18 protein-coding genes and 2 pseudogenes are annotated in these 16,727 nt (G+C 59.8%); 16 read left to right on the forward strand and 4 right to left on the reverse strand.

Annotation, left to right across the window (positions count from 1 at the left end):
- Positions 1–322: 322 nt before the first annotated feature.
- From NKH37_RS22250 to NKH37_RS22270, 6 genes and pseudogenes are all read left to right on the forward strand, one after another.
- A pseudogene (locus NKH37_RS22250) lies at positions 323–2,095 on the forward strand (MASE1 domain-containing protein); the annotation flags it as partial.
- Between the two features lie 30 nt (positions 2,096–2,125).
- Positions 2,126–2,785, forward strand: a pseudogene (locus NKH37_RS34055) (sensor histidine kinase); the annotation flags it as partial.
- Complete coding sequence (locus NKH37_RS22255; RefSeq protein ID WP_023716982.1) at positions 2,782–3,423, forward strand: response regulator transcription factor; 642 nt, start codon at positions 2,782–2,784, stop codon at positions 3,421–3,423. The pseudogene NKH37_RS34055 and the gene NKH37_RS22255, both read left to right, overlap by 4 nt.
- A 2-nt stretch (positions 3,424–3,425) precedes the next feature.
- Positions 3,426–3,815 carry a response regulator gene (locus NKH37_RS22260; RefSeq protein ID WP_352483835.1) on the forward strand — a complete coding sequence of 130 codons (390 nt, stop codon included), beginning with the start codon at positions 3,426–3,428 and terminating at the stop codon, positions 3,813–3,815.
- The gene (locus tag NKH37_RS22265; protein ID WP_352483882.1) at positions 3,805–4,488 is read left to right on the forward strand and encodes a response regulator transcription factor; all 684 of its coding nucleotides are present in this window, start codon (positions 3,805–3,807) and stop codon (positions 4,486–4,488) included. Before NKH37_RS22260 ends, NKH37_RS22265 begins: the two co-directional genes overlap by 11 nt.
- A 569-nt stretch (positions 4,489–5,057) precedes the next feature.
- Positions 5,058–6,038: an alpha/beta fold hydrolase gene (locus tag NKH37_RS22270; RefSeq protein ID WP_502896349.1), complete on the forward strand. Its 981-nt coding sequence runs from the start codon at positions 5,058–5,060 to the stop codon at positions 6,036–6,038.
- Between the two features lie 108 nt (positions 6,039–6,146).
- Here the strand turns inward: NKH37_RS22270 and NKH37_RS22275 are convergent, their stop codons facing one another.
- A complete protein-coding gene (locus NKH37_RS22275) occupies positions 6,147–6,470 on the reverse strand; it encodes a hypothetical protein (protein WP_353041358.1) in 324 nt (107 codons plus the stop codon).
- 92 nt (positions 6,471–6,562) lie between these two features.
- On the opposite strand from NKH37_RS22275, the gene NKH37_RS22280 reads away from it, so the two are divergent.
- Complete coding sequence (locus NKH37_RS22280; protein WP_352812256.1) at positions 6,563–7,312, forward strand: glucose 1-dehydrogenase; 750 nt, start codon at positions 6,563–6,565, stop codon at positions 7,310–7,312.
- A 430-nt stretch (positions 7,313–7,742) separates the two neighbouring features.
- On the opposite strand, the gene NKH37_RS22285 is transcribed toward NKH37_RS22280, so the two are convergent.
- Positions 7,743–7,970: a DUF680 domain-containing protein gene (locus tag NKH37_RS22285; RefSeq protein WP_353005939.1), complete on the reverse strand. Its 228-nt coding sequence runs from the start codon at positions 7,968–7,970 to the stop codon at positions 7,743–7,745.
- 426 nt (positions 7,971–8,396) lie between these two features.
- On the opposite strand from NKH37_RS22285, the gene NKH37_RS22290 reads away from it, so the two are divergent.
- The 9 genes from NKH37_RS22290 (at position 8,397) to NKH37_RS22330 (ending at position 14,203) form a co-directional block, all read left to right on the forward strand.
- Complete coding sequence (locus NKH37_RS22290) at positions 8,397–9,188, forward strand: alpha/beta fold hydrolase (RefSeq protein WP_352812261.1); 792 nt, start codon at positions 8,397–8,399, stop codon at positions 9,186–9,188.
- A gap of 66 nt (positions 9,189–9,254) precedes the next feature.
- Positions 9,255–10,013, forward strand: coding sequence for an SDR family oxidoreductase (locus NKH37_RS22295; protein ID WP_353041360.1), 759 nt, complete (start codon positions 9,255–9,257; stop codon positions 10,011–10,013).
- A 49-nt stretch (positions 10,014–10,062) separates the two neighbouring features.
- Positions 10,063–10,464 carry a cupin domain-containing protein gene (locus tag NKH37_RS22300; protein ID WP_352812267.1) on the forward strand — a complete coding sequence of 134 codons (402 nt, stop codon included), beginning with the start codon at positions 10,063–10,065 and terminating at the stop codon, positions 10,462–10,464.
- Between the two features lie 252 nt (positions 10,465–10,716).
- The gene (locus tag NKH37_RS22305; protein WP_352547617.1) at positions 10,717–11,163 is read left to right on the forward strand and encodes a hypothetical protein; all 447 of its coding nucleotides are present in this window, start codon (positions 10,717–10,719) and stop codon (positions 11,161–11,163) included.
- Positions 11,164–11,433: 270 nt separating this feature from the next.
- Positions 11,434–11,955 carry a carboxymuconolactone decarboxylase family protein gene (locus NKH37_RS22310; RefSeq protein WP_352483843.1) on the forward strand — a complete coding sequence of 174 codons (522 nt, stop codon included), beginning with the start codon at positions 11,434–11,436 and terminating at the stop codon, positions 11,953–11,955.
- A 138-nt stretch (positions 11,956–12,093) separates the two neighbouring features.
- Entirely contained in the window at positions 12,094–12,531 is a 438-nt protein-coding gene (locus tag NKH37_RS22315; protein ID WP_352483844.1) for a CBS domain-containing protein, read from the forward strand.
- Positions 12,532–12,659: 128 nt separating this feature from the next.
- Entirely contained in the window at positions 12,660–13,394 is a 735-nt protein-coding gene (locus tag NKH37_RS22320) for a sensor histidine kinase (protein WP_023716997.1), read from the forward strand.
- A 54-nt stretch (positions 13,395–13,448) separates the two neighbouring features.
- Positions 13,449–13,730 (forward strand): GNAT family N-acetyltransferase, encoded by a 282-nt coding sequence (locus tag NKH37_RS22325; protein WP_352483845.1) that lies wholly within the window; start codon positions 13,449–13,451, stop codon positions 13,728–13,730.
- 41 nt (positions 13,731–13,771) lie between these two features.
- Complete coding sequence (locus NKH37_RS22330) at positions 13,772–14,203, forward strand: DUF1810 domain-containing protein (RefSeq protein WP_352908451.1); 432 nt, start codon at positions 13,772–13,774, stop codon at positions 14,201–14,203.
- Between the two features lie 66 nt (positions 14,204–14,269).
- On the opposite strand, the gene NKH37_RS22335 is transcribed toward NKH37_RS22330, so the two are convergent.
- The gene (locus NKH37_RS22335; RefSeq protein ID WP_023717000.1) at positions 14,270–15,181 is read right to left on the reverse strand and encodes a pirin family protein; all 912 of its coding nucleotides are present in this window, start codon (positions 15,179–15,181) and stop codon (positions 14,270–14,272) included.
- 26 nt (positions 15,182–15,207) lie between these two features.
- Positions 15,208–16,725, reverse strand: a complete 1,518-nt coding sequence (locus tag NKH37_RS22340) for a mechanosensitive ion channel family protein (RefSeq protein WP_023717001.1) — start codon at positions 16,723–16,725, stop codon at positions 15,208–15,210.
- Positions 16,726–16,727 lie beyond the last annotated feature (2 nt).

Here is a 16,727-nt window from a genome sequence, read left to right on the forward strand (position 1 = left end):
TTTCGGTGAAGGGCGTCGCTGCCCCCGCGCAATGCATGGATTTCCATGAGGTGCGGTTGGGGCGTGGCGGGATTAGGGTGACGGTGTGAGTCCGTCAGCCCAGATCCAGCTACCAAGAGCAAGTGCTATACGAAGCGCCGACAATCTCCAGAGTTTGTTTGTCCGTCAGGGGCACCCGATGACGACAGCGCCCAACTCACTTGGCGAGACCGATTCCAACGCAACGGGCGCGTTAAAGCATGACTTCGACCGATCCGGACCGGGATTGCAAGGAAGTGGCCGATCTTTGGCGACGAGTGAACCAGGCCTGATTCGCGGCAACATGATCAGCGATCTTGAAAGAGGCAGGTTATCGCGCGTCTGGTCGCACCGTCCCCAATTCTTGCATCTGGGGCTTTTTATTACGGTCTATGTCCTGGGCTGCGGCTTCGCCCAGTCGCTCGCAATCATACCTGGAACAGGGATTTCCATTTGGCCTCCGAGCGGACTGTTCATCGCTACGCTTGTCTTCGCCTCCAGGTATAGCTGGCCGTGGTGGGTGCTGGGGGCCTGTCTGGCCGAACTGTTCAGCAACTTCTTGTGGTTCCACACTCCGCTGCCCGCGGCCTTCCTGATCTTTGCCGGCAACGCTCTTGAAGCGGTGGCCGGCGCATGGCTCGTGAACCAGACCTGCAAGCGCCCAGTTCGGCTGGAAACCTTGCGCGACGTTCTCGCATTCGTCGTACTGGCCGCTGGAATTGCGCCAGTTGCAAGCGCGACGGTGGGAAGTGCGGCGCTTGCGTGGTTTGGCATACAATCGCAAACCTTTGCGACGGCTTGGCCGCTGTGGTGGATCGGAGACGCGACGGGAGTCCTGATCGTAGCGCCACTGGCGCTGGTCGTGTTCCAGAACTGGCGCGGCAAGGCGCAGCTCTCAGCAGCGCGGTGGATGGAAGCTTGCGTCCTGGGGCTGATCTTTCTTGGTATCGCCGCCCTTTCCTTGAGCGGCTATCTGCCCTTCGCCTACATCATCATGCCGCCTCTTCTTTGGGCCGCAGTGCGCTTTGAGTTCAGAGGCGCCGCCGTAGCATTGACCGTTCTCGCTCTGATCACGGCGGTATTCACGATATCCGGCGCCAGCCAATTTGCCGGCGATCCCGAGTCCCAGAAGCACAACCAGATCATGCTGCAGCTTTTTCTGGCCATCTCGGCATTTTCGGCGCTCGTCGTGGCCGCCATATCCCGGCAGCATCAGGCGGCGGTGCTCACTTTGCGTGAAAGCCTTGAGGCATTGGGCGACCGGGAGCGGGAGCTCTCGCAGCTTGTCGACATGGTTCCGAGCCACGTTTGGCGCCTGAGGCCCGATGGCGATCCGACCTTTTTCAACAAGCGCATGGTCGACTTTCTCGGCCTGGACGTAACGGATTTGGACAAACCGGGCATCAGCCGGCTGGCGGCGATGATAAAGGCCGGCGTCCATCCGGACGACGCAGCAGCATTCGGCGATACGCTCAGTCACTGCCTCGCCACCGGCGAGCGCTTCTCCATGAGGTATCGCTTGCGCCGCGCCGATGGCGTCTATCATTGGATGTCGAGCCGGGCGGAGCCGATGCGCGATCACACTGGCCGCATCGTCCAGTGGTACGGCCTCTGTCACGACATAGACGATCAAATGCAAGCTGAAGAGGCCCTGCGGCGGAGCGAATTGCAGCTTCAGCAGATGATCGACGCTGTGCCGGTCCGCATCTGGAGCGCGGTGCCGACCGGCGGGCCGGTCTACTTCAACAAGCGGTACCAGGACCATTTCCGCTCCGTGATCGCTGATTTCGAAGCACTCGGAGAGCCGCGCATCGAGGAATTGCTGCAAGAACTGGTTCATCCCGAAGATGCTCCCGAGGTGCTGAGCACGTTGCTGAATTGTTTCGAAACAGGCGGCGGTTCCGCGATGCGGTTTCGCTGGCGCGAAACAGATGGCTATCGCTGGGCGGAGTGCAGGGTGGAGCCGCGGCGTGATGAGGACGGGGCGGTTGTGCAATGGTACGGGGTTTCCCTCGACATCGACGAAGAGGTGCGCGCCCAGGAAGCGCTGCGACAAGCGTCCGACAAACTCGCGCAAGCGGCTCAGGCTGCAAGTCTCGCCGAGCTTTCGGCTTCGATCGCCCACGAGGTGAATCAGCCGCTGGCTGCGATCGTCGCCAACTCCCATGCATGCCACCGTTGGCTGTCCGCAGCACCGCCGAACGTCGAACGCGCGAAGATTACGGCCGAGCGCATTATCCGGGACGCCAACTCGGCGGCGGACGTCGTCGGCCGCATTCGCGCGCTGTTCAAGCAATCCACCGAGACGAGAACCAATGCGACGCTCAGCAGTGTCATCGCAGAGGCACGCGACCTCGTGACCGAGGAAGCGATGCGGCGGGGCGTTCGCATCAGCGTTGATATCGGAAGCGACATTCCGCTAGTCGCGTTCGATCGCGTCCAAATCCAGCAGGTTCTGGTCAATCTCATCCGCAACGGCATGGAGGCGATGGACTCTGGTGCGGACGACGGAGTTATCAAAATCCGCGTGCGCCATATCGGGGATGTTGTCCAGACCGAAGTCAGCGATCACGGCCGGGGCGTCGAGTTTCCCGACCGGATATTCGAACCGTTCTTTACCACGAAAGAGCAAGGGATGGGCATGGGACTGGCGATCTGCCGTTCGATCATCGAGTCGCACAGCGGGCGTTTATGGGTCGAGAAGAACGAACCACGTGGAGCGACGTTTATCTTCACGTTGCCGATTGAAGCGAAAGCGGCGTCATGACGACGGACGGCCAAATTGTCTTCATCGTAGATGACGATGAACGCATCCGGGAGGCGCTCAGTGAGCTGCTGGCTGCGCACGGCATGCGTGCCGTAGCGTTCGGATCGGCGGGCGATTATATCCGCGCTGACAAGCCGGACGTCCCTGCCTGCCTCATCCTCGATATCGAGTTGCCGGATATCAACGGCCTCGATCTGCAGCGGCAGATTGCCGAGGGCGATCATCCGCCGATCGTTTTCCTGACAGGACATGGCGATATCCCGTCCTCCGTGCGTGCGATCAAGCACGGCGCCGTGGATTTCCTGACTAAGCCCTTCAGCGATGCAGACCTCATGGCCGCAATCCATGCAGCGATTGCCCAGGATCGGGCACAGCGATCGGAGCGCGCCGAGCTGGGCGTGTTGAAGCAACGTTATCTCGAACTGACGCCGCGCGAACGTGAGGTGCTGCCGCTGGTGGTCAGCGGCCTGCTCAACAAGCAGGCGGCCGCTGAGCTGGGGATCAGCGAAGTTACGCTGGAAATTCATAGAAGGAACGTCATGCAGAAGATGGTCGCGGCGTCGCTCGCCGACCTCGTGCGCATCGCCGAGCGATTGGGAATACCGATCACGCACTCGCGCCGGGCAGGGGGGAGCTGAGGGTGAGCAAGCGGAGGCCTGTCGTGGCGATCGTCGACGATGACCCAAGACTGCTCGAGTCGCTGGAGGACCTCTTGGAGTCCGCCGGCTATGTGGCCCGCAGCTTCTCGTCGGCGAGGTCGTTGCTGGTCAGCGGCCTGTCTGGATTGGACATGCTTATCACCGACATCGGGATGCCCGGCATGGACGGCTTTGAACTTCGCGACTTGGTCAAGAAGGCGCGTCCGGATCTGCCCGTGTTCCTGATCACCGGCCGCCACGAGATAGTGGATCAGCACCGCGCCAAGGGCATTGGCAGGCTTTTCCGCAAGCCGTTCGATGGCCAGGCACTGCTTGCGGCGATCGGCGACGCCTTACGCAACCCAGAAACGGAGGCTAAACATGAGAGTTGACCAATTGCCCTTACGGAGATCGACGCCGTCATCACAGCAGCGGAGGGCTGAAGCCGAGCAGCCGCTGGTCATTATTGTCGATGATGATGCCTCTGTTCGGGAGGCGCTGTCTGAATTGATCCTGTCGGCGGGTTTTCTGCCGGTGTGCTTTACCTCGACCCGTGAATTGCTTGACGCCGACGTGTTGGAGAGCCCCGGCTGTTTGATCCTCGACGTGCGCATGCCAGGGACGAGCGGTCTCGATCTGCAGCACCATCTTGCGAAAAACGGCAACCCCAAACCAATCATCTTCCTGACCGGGCATGGCGACATCCCGATGACTGTCCAGGCGATGAAGGCCGGCGCCGTGGACTTTCTGACGAAACCGGTGCGGGATCAGACGCTGCTTGACGCCGTGATCGCGGGCATTGCGGTGGACGCCAAACGGCGGGCGGATGCCGTGATCGTCAAGCGCAACATCGAGCGCGTCGAGACGCTGACGCCGCGCGAGCGCGAGGTCCTGCGTGAAGTGGCGCGCGGGCGCCTCAACAAGCAGGTCGCCTTCGACCTCGGCATCAGTGAAGTGACCGTCAAGCTTCACCGCGGCAATGTCATGCGCAAGATGGAAGCCGCTTCCATCGGTGAACTGATCCGGGCGTGGGAAACGCTGCCCGCGCCGATGCGCGAGGTCTAGAATTGGCACAAGCCGATCCATGCCCCATCCAATAGGATTGCCCAGCGCGCCCGGCCATTTCAGGCTGTGGGAAATTTGCTTCTTCAGCGCGCGAAGGCCTTCCTGCCCGTCGGCACGCTCCTGCTGCTGCGGGTGGTCCTGATGTACATCGGTGGTCCTATTGGGTGTTTTGCGGCCAGGCCCGCGCCAACATCGCTACCTCTGAGCGGCGCTCTTTTGCGGCGCCGGTCTGACCGACAAACTCGCAACATTTCATGCACAGCAACTGACGCCGGCCATGCCGCGTCGGTCCCGCGCCGCTACCCAAGCCTAAATTGACGTATGTCTATAAGAGCTTGCCTCGGCCCGTCCCCAATCCTCGGCGTGCCTGCCCTGCACCTTGGCATCGTATGACAGATGCTTCCGTAGAATAGGTTCGCGGCCCGGATCGGTGCATCCTGTTCCTCGCAAGCCATCACGACCGTCGCGTTTCTACCGCTCCTCGCTCGTTCCTCCCCGACCGCGACCGCACGGGCCGATTCGACGGTCGTGATGGTGAGCAGGATGTTCAAAGCACATGGATGGACATGATGAACAACGACGGACTTTTCTCCGTCGGCGGATCTCGCCGCGATGTCTTGTTGGCCGGCCTGATCGCCACCGTTGCCGCCGGACTGCCCCGCGCTGCTTCGGCCGCGAGCCGAAAACAAAACCTTCCCTCTTCCCCCTCAACCAAAGGAACCAAGACGATGAGCACCATCACGACCAAGGACGGCACCGAAATCTACTACAAGGACTGGGGTAAGGGTCCTGTCGTCACATTTTCGCACGGATGGCCGCTGAATTCCGACGCCTGGGACAGCCAGATGCTCTTTCTTGCCCATAACGGCTTCCGCGTGGTTGCGCATGACCGGCGCGGCCATGGGCGATCGAGCCAGGCCACGTCCGGCAACGACATGAATGGCTATGCGGACGATCTTGCAGCCGTGATCGAGGCGCTGGATCTCCGGGACGCCACGCTGGTCGGACATTCCACCGGAGGAGGCGAGGTTGCTCGCTATATCGGACGGCACGGGACGAAGCGGGTGGCCAAGGCTGTTCTTATCGCCGCTGTTCCGCCGATCATGGTGAAGACGCCGGCCAATCCGGAAGGCCTGCCGATCGAGGTATTCGACGGCATAAGGGCTGGCCTCGTCAAGGATCGTTCGCAGTACTACCGGGACCTCGCACCGTTGTTTTACGGCGCGAACAGGCCAGGCGCCAAGGTTTCCCAGGGGATTCTGGATCAGTTCTGGCTCTGGAGCATGCAGGCGGGTCTCGTGAACGCGTACGAAAGCGTCAAGGCGTTCTCCGAGACCGACTTCACCGAGGATCTCAAGAAGTTCGATGTGCCAACCTTGGTCCTGCATGGCAAGGACGACCAGATCGTCCCCGTCAAGGACTCGGCAGTCAAGTCGGCCCGACTGATCAAAGGCGCAAAGGATATCTATTACCCCGGCGCACCCCACGGGATTACGGCCACGCACCAGGATCAGGTCAATGCTGACCTGCTCGCCTTCATCAAAGGATAGCAAGCCTCAGTCACGACCGCATGTTTTCCGCAATTCCTTGGAGCCGCCGATGACCACCTTTGGCAATATTTCGCGCGCCCTGAACCGCATTTCGGGTGGCGCGCCAGGTCAAACCTTGTGCGCTCGCATAGCCGAGCGGTGGCCTGAATGCTGGTTCTGCCGGCTCATGTCCCGGATTGTGGAACCGAACCACTGCGCCATCGAGCTGGAGCGCTGGCAAAGGCGCGAAACATGTGCTGCGACACGGCTGCCATTCGGGCAACCGCGCCTGTGCAGCGCGGAGGCGATCGCCGGTGTTCGACACACGTCGCGCTGTCGGGGGTCGCCGCCGCGCGCTTGTTCTGCCTTGAAGGCCAATGCGCTCTCCAAGACGTCAAACTGGCTAAGCGCCGCGAGTTTATCAATCGGTAGCCGTTTGCGATTGCCGCTCATTTTGGCGGTCTCAATTCGGCGTGAAATTTTCTTGGCCAGCGGTTGCGACTATCGCAGCAGCACCGGCACAATTTTTCGAAGGCAGGAACGACATGGGCGCACTCTCAGGCAAGATCGCGGTGGTCACCGGCGGAAACAGCGGGATCGGACTATCGGCTGCAAAAATCTTTGCCGCCGAGGGCGCGCAAGTCGTCATTACCGGCCGCCGGCGGCAGGCGGTCGAGGAAGCGGTCGCGCAGATCGGGGCAGGCGCGCTGGGCATTCAGGGAAATGTGGCCGATGTGGCGCACCATGATGAGGTGGCGCAGCAGATCCTCCAGAGGTTCGGGGCGCTCGACATCTATATGGCGAACGCCGGCATAAACACTATCACCCACTCGGCCGACGTCTCCGAGGCAGAATATGATGCGCAATTTGCCGTCAACACGCGAGGCGTCTTCTTCGGCGTCCAGAAGCTGATTCCGATCATGCGGAACGGCGGCGCAATCATCCTCACAGGCTCGCTGGCCAGCGAGAAGGTTTTGGACGGTCATGCTGTTTACGCGGGCTCGAAGGCCGCCATAAATGCCTTTGCGCGCGGTTGGGCTATCGAACTGAAGTCTCGCGGCATCCGGGTCAACGTGCTCAGCCCAGGTCCGGTGGACACGGCTATTCTCGATAAGCTAGGCATACCGTTTGAGGAGCGCGGGCTGTTTGAAAAGGCGATGGCGGAAGCAATACCCCTGGGCCGGATGGGACAGCCGGAAGAGCTGGCAAAAGCCGCCCTGTTCCTTGCCTCGGACGCGAGCAGTTTCGTTACGGGCATCAATCTGCGGGTCGACGGCGGGATGGCAGTGCTCTGAGCCACGACTGCGATGTCGTCGCTCCAATAGACTGCCGAATAACGGCTGAGCAATCGGTCTTCCTGACGAAGATTTTCCGGGAAGCTGCCGCACGAGTCACGCCAAATAGGTCGAAGGCGAGAACGTTCGTCGACAGGACGCAAATTGAGGTACGTAAACGGCTGCAGTCGCATTGCAGGGATCAACGCGCAAGACAGAAATCGGCACACTGAGCAATGCTGTCGGCGAAGGCCACGGTCAGGCGCCATTCAACGGACTTTGTCCTCGCTGAGGGCGCTCCCTCGGTCAATCTCGACAGGCGCGGACAGGCCGGGCACGAGCCGGCCGGGCAGTGGATTTGCCGACAGACGGACCTCCACGGAGCCGTATTGCCGATACGGCGGAAGGACCGGGTCACGCCCTGGTCCCTTCAATTTTCTGTAGGTCGGGATCAGTGACCCCAGATGCCCTGGCCATATTCATCGCTGGGAACAGTCGGCTTGCGTACGGTTTTCGGAACCCTGATATCGTTGTTCATTTTTTTGATCGAGGATGTATACATGTTGTCAGACGCAGTCGCAGGCTGCTGGCCTCCGTTTGATCCATAGTGGTCGCTTCCGGCAATGGCGCTTCCTGCTGTAATAACAAGCGCGGCGGCAGCAAGGACTGTCATTTTCATTTTGGTAACTCCATTGGTAGATTGGATGGTATTCACCCATGCAAATATAAATGCCCTGACGCAGCGACACGATCAGACGGTCCGGCTGTTTGACCCATACGAGGGCATTGGGCGATTCGGGCCGAAGGCCAGGGACTATGTCGTTGACGAGAGAAGGCTTTGCCGCAGTGTCGATCCGGCCGGCTCACCAATGCTCAACGGATCGACAGCTCTCGGGCCGCGCGCCCTCAGTGTCTATTTCGGCGCCTGCCGACAATGCACACCCGGCATAGATACCTCAATCGTGCTCCGGAGCACCTGATCTCCCTGATGACCTACCCTGCACCTTGGCATTGTATGACAGACCCTTCCGCACAATAGGTTGGCGGGCCGCATCGGCGCATTCTCCTGAGCATTGGTCACCACAGGCCACACGGGAGAAAGCAAATGCGAAACATAACTCGAGTCCTGGCGCTCACTGCGGCGCTTGCCGCGTCGGGCGGCGGGATGGCGCAGGCCGCGAATTCTCAGCCCAAGCCGACGATCGTACTGGTGCACGGCGCCTTCGCGGAATCGTCGAGTTGGGACGCAGTCATCACGAAACTCAGCAAAGACGGTTATGTAGCGATAGCCGCAGCCAATCCGCTCCGCAGCGTTGCCAGCGATGCGAAAGCAGTCTCAGCCATCGTCCGGTCGGTTTCCGGGCCGGTCGTGCTGGTGGGGCATTCCTACGGCGGGCCTGTCATCACCGAGGCCGCCAATGGCAATCCTAATGTGAAGGCCTTGGTCTACGTGGCGGGATTCGCGCCGGATACCGGCGAATCGAGCCTTACATTGTCCAGCATGTTTCCCGGCAGCACCTTGGGTAGCGCGCTTGCTCCAGTCGCGTTGTCGGACGGCGGACAAGACCTCTTCATCCAGCCGGCCAAGTTCCGCGCCCAGTTCGCCGCCGACGTTCCGGAAGAGCAGACCTTGCTGATGGCTGCCACTCAACGCCCTGTTGCGCAGGCAGCTCTGGCTGAAGCCGCGGGCGTCGCCTCATGGAAGACGCTGCCGTCCTACATGATCTACGGCTCAGATGACCGGAACATCCCGGCAGCCGTCATGAGTTTCATGGCCAAGCGTGCGCACGCGGTAAAGACCGTCGTCATCGAGGGCGCGTCCCACGCGCTCATGGTCTCGCATCCCGACGAGGTCACGTCACTCATCGAGGATGCTGCTGCATCGGTCAGTCAGTAGCAGGCCGGAAACGCCCAGCATCCGATCGAGCAACGAAAATAGACACGCAACACCAGGAGACTAGACATGAAGATCGTCGTCATAGGCGGAACCGGGCTGATCGGTTCAAAGACCGTGGAGAGACTGCGAAACAAAGGACACGACGTGCTTGCGGCGTCGCCGAATTCGGGCGTCAACACCGTTACGGGAGAGGGTCTGGCCGCCGCGCTTTCCGGTGCGCAGGTCGTCGTCGACCTCGCGAACTCGCCGTCGTTCGAGGAAAAGGCTGCCCTGGAGTTCTTCGAGGCATCCGGGCGTAATCTCTTTGCCGCCGAAACGGCTGCCGGTGTCCGTCATCACGTGGCGCTGTCGGTCGTCGGTACCGACCGGCTGCAGGGCATGGGCTATTTCCGCGGCAAATTGCTTCAGGAAAAGCTGATTAGGGAGTCCGGAATTCCCTACACGATCGTTCACGCCACTCAGTTCTTCGAATTCACCGCCGCCATCGCAAACACAGGCGTCGTCGGGGATACCATTCATATGTCACCGGCCTACTTCCAACCCATGGCGGCTGATAATGTTGCCGATGCGATGGCGGACGTCGCGCTTGCCGCGCCGTTGAACGGCATGATCGAAATTGCCGGCCCGGAGCGCGTTCGCATGAGCGAACTTGTCGAGCGCTTCCTGAAGGCCACCAACGACCCTCGCAAAGTCGTCCCGGATCCCGGCGCGCTCTACTATGGCCAGGTGGCAATCGACGATCGAACGCTTGTGCCCGGCGAGAATGCGCGCATCGGCGCCGTGCGTTTCGATGATTGGCTCAGCCGATACACACCACCGAAGTAAGCAATCATCGGATAGGCCCACCATTCGCATTACAACAAGGAGACCAGACATGATCAAAACACTTCTCTGCGCCGCGCTCACCGCCGCTTCCGTCACCGCGGTAATGGCCAAAGACGCCGCCAGCGTGAAGCTTGTCTACGACCAGGCTCTTCCAAACGTGCCTGGCAAGAGCATGAAAGCCGTGCTCGTCGAGTACGCGCCAGGGGGTACGTCGCCGGCCCATACCCATCCCAAATCCGCGTTCATCTATGCCACGGTCCTGGAGGGGACGATCCGAAGCCAGGTCAACGATGGGCCGGTGAAGACTTATCGCGCCGGCGAGAGTTTCTCGGAATTCCCGGGCGACCGTCATGCCGTCAGCGAAAACGCCAGCAACACGGAAGGCGCTCGTCTGCTTGCTATTTTCGTCGTCGACACCAGCGAAAAGGAACTGACGACGAACGCGAAATGAAATCGTGGCCCCCCGGACCATCGGGGCGTATGCGAAGGGACGGTCAGTGACATGAATTCGATCGCCAGCCGCACACTTGCGGGGATTTCGGTCCCCGATACACCGCTTGTCGGCCGAGCGATCGAACATGCTCGCGAGCGATGTGAACCTTACTTGTTCAACCACGTGGTCCGATCCTGGCTTTTCGCGGCCCGGATCGGACAGATTCAGAATATCCAGCACGACGCGGAGGTTGTTGCCGTTGCAACTCTGTTGCATGACGTCACCCTCAATGAGGACTTCGCCGGGCCGCGCCGTTTCGAAGTGGAAGGCGCCGATCTCGCCCGCACCTTCGTTCGGGAAGGCGGCTTCGACGAGCGGCGCGCCCAATTGATCTGGGACAGCATCGCCCTCAACTCGACGCCGTCGATCGGCCTCTACAAGGAGGCTGAGGTGGCGCTTTGCACAGCCGGCATCTGCCTCGATGTCGTCGGCTTGCAATACAGCCTCGTTTCGTCAGCCGAGATTGCAAAGATCATCGGTGAGTTTCCACGCCTCCAAATGAAGCGACGGATGACTCGATGCTTTTGCCATATCGCCGAGGTCAGGCCGGAAACCACCTACGACAACTTTGCCCGGGACTTCGGCGAGCGCTTTGTTTCAGGCTACAAGGCGACTTCGGCAGTTGATCTTGTGATGAACGCTCCCTTCGAAGAGTGAACGCAGTTTCGATCCAGGTCTCTCGATCGACGCTGGCCAGCTCAGCCGAGCCCTTCATATGACCCAAACGCTGTGCGCCTGTCGCATGCCTGCGGCAAAGCGAATTGCCGATGGCAGCGTTCAGGGTACCAATTTCCACCTCCTATACTTCGGTTTAGGCGCCCAAAACCAATCGAGTGGCAATACATATCATCGGCACGATAGCAACAGTTTGGCTCACCGGTCATCCTTACGCTGCAATGGATTGCAAACACCTCAAGGAGATAAGTAATGAATATTGCAGCGTCACCGGTCGCTCCGAAAGGAAAAGCCGTCGCCCAACGCGCGAGTTATGCGGAGCAGTCGCCGGAACTTCTGAAGAAATTTATTGAATTTCTTGGTGCGACGCGAGAGGGGTCAATCGAAGAACCAATCCGCGACCTTGTTGCAGTCCGAGCCGCGCAGCTGAATGGGTGCACCTTCTGCCTCGATATGCACGTCAAACAGGCGAAGATACATGGCGAGCGCGAACTGCGCCTTTACCACCTGGCAGCCTGGCGGGATTCGACCTTGTTCGTTCCTCGCGAGCGTGCAGCCTTGGCATGGACGGAAGTCTTGACCAAGCTGCCCGAGCAGGGTGTCCCGGACGAGGTCTACGATCGGGTCAGGTCGCAGCTTTCCGAGAAGGAAATCTCCGATCTGACCTTCGTCGTCATGGCGGTCAATTCTTGGAACCGTCTGAACATCGGCTTCAAACCGGTCCCGGGCTCGGGGGATGCGAAGTTTGGCCTGAGCAAAGCAGCGCTAAGCTAATCTTTGGAATGGGTCAGAATGGCGCTTGTTTTCGCGCCATTCTGACCGGCCAGGCAAAGGCGCCGACCTCGGCGACCAAACCCTGGAACCGATCCCAGCCTCCCGGCCGCGGCCGCGAGGCGCTCTCAGGAGGGCGTCATGCGCATTGACAGTCTGCATCCAGTAATATCGGCCCGTCTCATGGTGATCGACGTCGACGCTCCACTCCGCAGTGCAGCACTCTCACTTTCCAGGCCCGCAATAGGCCTGGTCGTGGTGTGCCACGGCAGTGGGGAGGCGGCAGGCGTGCTGAGCAAGTCCGACCTTGTCCGCCATCTAGCGAATTCAGGGCCAACAGAAGCGCCGATTGCGGCATTGATGAGCCGGTCCATCGTGTCTTGTGGTCCCGATGATGATCTTCATTCAGTCTGGCAGACCATGGCCGCGCAAGGCCTGCAGAATGTGCCGGTGCTCGGGGCTGACTCGAAACCGCTAGGCGTCCTCGATATCCGTGATGCGATGAAGGCGCTCTTCAAACAAGAGGAACTGCAGGAACGGCTGCTTGCCAACTACATCAGCGGGATCGGCTATCAATAGATCATGGTCTCGCGTTTGGATATACAGAAGTATGTATCGGAGTCTTCTTAGACATAATGGATAATAAATACCATAAATTATAGTGTATTGAAGCAAATAGGTGTCGGCTGAGCCAACGGGGTAATGAAATGTTTCGTCCGGACATAAAAGAAGATGTCTTCGACAGCCCATCCGATGGTCCTGGAAGTGGTATGTCCGTGCAAATGTCGACGGCCGGCATCGTCCATGACCTGGGCAATCTCATTCAGGTCGCCTCGTCGGCGTTGAACCACCTGGCCCGCGATCCGAGCATCCAAGCGGCTCCGGCGCTTGGGCCTGTAGTTGCCGGCGCCAAAACGGCTTTGGAACGGGCTGGTGGCCTTGTCCGGCAAACCATCAGCCTGGCCCGAGAGAGCCCCGCGGAAATCGAATACACAAACGTAGGTGCTTGCCTGGCTGAGATCGAAACCCTCGTGCGGAGCGCCTTGGATGCCAATTTCGGTCTTGAGCTTCGGGTTGGATCGGACCTGCCTTTGGTGAGATGCGATCGCCTTGGATTGCAAAATGCGGTTCTGAATCTTCTGTTCAACGCGCGCGATGCAATGCCTGACGGCGGCTTCATCTCGATCGATGCCGGCTTGGCCTCTGAAAGCTCTACCGCCGGTCAGGTAGATATCCGTGTCGCGGACAGCGGTATCGGGATGACCAGCGAGACGATGGTCTGCGCCTTCGATCCGTTCTTCACCACCAAAAGCGAAGGCCTCGGCGGCGTCGGTTTGCCGATGGTGAAGCGCTTTGCCGAGCAGTCAGGCGGAAGCATCGATATTCAGAGCACACTTGGGGCAGGCACGACCGTCACTCTGCGGTTGCCTGCGGTGCGATAGCGGCCGGCCAATCTCCCTCCGGTGACAAACGTGACATACAATCGAGAGATAAAGATGGATGCACAAGTCGTTGAAAACGTCGAACAGGACCGTTTCGAGCTGCCGATCGCCGGCGATATGTTTGCGGCGGCCTACTATCGGCTCGAGGGCGGGAAGGTCGCGCTGATACACACCGAAGTCCCGTCGGAATTTTCCGGACAAGGGATCGCGTCGCGATTGGCGCAGGGCACCTTCGAGCTGCTCCGCAAAACCGGCCGTAAAGCGATCTTGAAATGTCCCTTCATGAGCCGCTTTTTCGCCAAGCACCCGGACTATGCAGATGTCGTCGACGGCTAGTCAGGGCACGAATGTTGAGGGTTTCCCAGGGATCTATCCTAATGCACGACGAGTATGATTTGCAGAGGTTCGTCAGCGCACAGGATCCGGTCTACGACGACGCGCTGGCTATTCTCCGTCAAGGAATGATGTGCACTCCCTATATGGAGTTCATCTTCCCAAGGTTGGCCACCAGGCGAAGCGGTACTGCGCCTGAGCCATATTCAATCACATCGCTCGACGAAGCCAGCGCTTATCTCTCATTTCCGATCCTAGGAGGCCGTTATCGGGAATGTGTTGGCACACTGCAGCGGCTCTCCGGCCTAAGCGCTCGCGCTGTCTTCGGTGGGGTTGATGCGAAGAAGTTGCACGCGTCCCTCACGCTGTTTTCCGAAGCAAGCAACGACGAGTTCCTGCTCGAGACAATCTTCGACGTCTGGTTCGACGGTTTGCTCGACGAGGAAACGATGAACGATCTCTACTTGATATCGTAGTGGTCTGCCTACGCCACCGGCGTAAAGCTGTCGCGGCGCTGAGGTCACCATCCGCTGCCTTATCCCTCACACGCTGCGATCTGGCAGAGGCATGAACTCGTGGTCTCCCGGCACGCCGGAGAAGCGGCGTTCGCGCCAATCCGCCTTTGCCTGCTCGATCCGTTCGGCTGAAGAGGAGACGAAGTTCCAATAGATATGACGTGGCTCGGAAAAGGGCTCGCCTCCTATCAGCATCAGCCTCGCCGCATGGAAGGCAGGCGCCTGGAGCACAATCTCAGCGCCGGGCGCCAGAGCTATCAATTCGGCCTCATGAAACGTCCCGAACTGGCCGACAATTCCAACCTCACCGGCGACGATGTAGATTGCACGCTCACGGTGTTCGGGTTTCACCTGGTATCGCGCACCGCTCGTGAGCACAATTTCGGCATAGACCATGTCGGAGAACGTCCTTACCGGCGAGACCAACCCGTCGGACGCGCCGGCGATCAACGTAAGCTCGACGCCGTCGGCACAGATCCTGGGTATTTCGGGAGCGCCAAAATGTGCGACGTCGGCGGCAATTTCTTCATAGCGGGAGGGGAGGGCGATCCAAGCCTGAGCGCCGAAGAGATTGCTTCCCGACGCCCGGACTTCCGGTGGCGTGCGCTCGGAATGGACGATGCCCGACCCGGCCGTCATCCAGTTGACCTCGCCAGGACGGATGGTCTGCACTTTACCGAAATTGTCGCGGTGGACGATCTCGCCGTCGATCAGGTAGGTCACGGCCGCAACGCCGATATGCGGATGCGGTCCCATATCGAAACCGTGACCTGCGTCGAATATAGCGGGGCCGAAATGGTCGAACAGGATGAAGGGCCCGATCATCAGGCGATTCGAGGAGGGCAATACGCGCCTTATCTTCAGTCCGTCGGCAAAATCACGGATAGCCGGCTGGATGATTGTATCGATGCCTGTGATATCGCTTTGGCGGATGGTCATGGATCTCTGTCCTTCTGCATGCCTTGTCAGCCAGGTGCTCGAACGCGCTTGAACGGAGCGGCGCGAAAGACTGTCTGAATGGCTTTGAGGAGCGCGAATTTGGAGCTCGCGTGGTTCTGTCCGGCGATGCCGCTTTCATTAAGAGCCGACACCCTCTTCGACAGGATCGCCGCAAGGTCTTCAGCCATTTCGGGCCTTTCGTGCAGCAGCGGCGCAAAGCTTTCCTGGTCTATCTCGTAAACCTCGACGGGGGTCATTGCCCGCAAACTCGACATCTCGCCAATGCCGGCGAGCAAGCCGGTCTCGCCGAAGAAATCGCCGGGTGCAAGCCGGCCGATCTCCTGCAGGTGAGCATCGTCCTCGCCAATTTGCCGGACGATAACTCCCGTCCGTACGATCATGAGCGACGGCAGCATCTCTCCCCGTCGTGCGATGATCTCGCCCTTATGGTAGGTGCGAACCGAGGCCGCTGCGGCGAGCGACTCCTGCTCGGTATCCGTTAGCGCCGAGAATACCGGTATGGACCTGATGAGTTCGATCGGGGTGAAGCTTTGGGAGGCTGCCTTCTCGTCGCTCAGCCGGTTGGTCATGGCAATCGAAGCCGAAAGTGGCTCCGCCAGCAGCATGCCGGTCGACTTTGAATGGCGATAAATGAGATCGAAGATTTCGTTCCGAGCGGCACTTCGCTGGTCAAGATTTGCGACGCGAAAAAACAACTCGATCTCGATAGCTGCCGCATCCAGGCTTCTGATTGTGACCAAAGGCGAAGGGTCCTGGAGGATTGAATTGCAGCTCAGCAAGACGGTGCGCATGAGGTCTACGATGATCGCCGGCGTCTTCGTTGGCGCCATCTTGACGGTTACGGCAAGTCCATGGCTCTCGTCCGGACCGCTTAGATTTGTTACCCCGATCTTGGCGAGAAGGCTGTTCGGAAGCGCGACGACATTGTGGGTCGGGGTCAGGAGTTGGGTCGACCGCCAGTTGGTCTCGACAACGCGGCCTTCGGTTCCGTCGCTCAGAATGATCCAGTTTCCAAGTACGTAAGGGCGGCCGAGGTTAAGCGCGATCCCCGAAAATACGTCACCGAGCGTATTCTGGAGCGCCAGTCCCAGGATGACGGCAAACACGCCGGACGTGGCAATGAGCGTTCCGACCGGCACCGCAAAGACGAACGCCAGGATCGACAGGAACATTCCAGCATAGACGATACCGACCACGACGTCCTGCAGGAGACGTGCCTCGCGCGGCTTTCGCTCAAAAACGAGATAGATACGGACAAATCCGATTAGCGCCCAGGCAAGGTGAACCCACCAGAGCAGCTTGACCGAGCCCATGAGGATCGCTCCTCCGGTTGTCTCGTTGTCCCCTGCGGCCTCGTATGGCACGACGCGCAGGTCGAGAACCATGGCCGACATCGCGAGGAAAAAGCTGAGTTGGACGACCAGCTTCGCATTGGCGAAGCGTCTGGGGATGAGGGTCCAAACGACGATCCCGGCGAGGCCGAGCAACACGATGTAGACCAGAGGAGAGTTCCACCAGTTCATGA

Origin of the sequence: Mesorhizobium sp. M1217, from assembly GCF_040318275.1 — a bacterium.
Classification (GTDB): Bacteria; Pseudomonadota; Alphaproteobacteria; order Rhizobiales; family Rhizobiaceae; genus Mesorhizobium.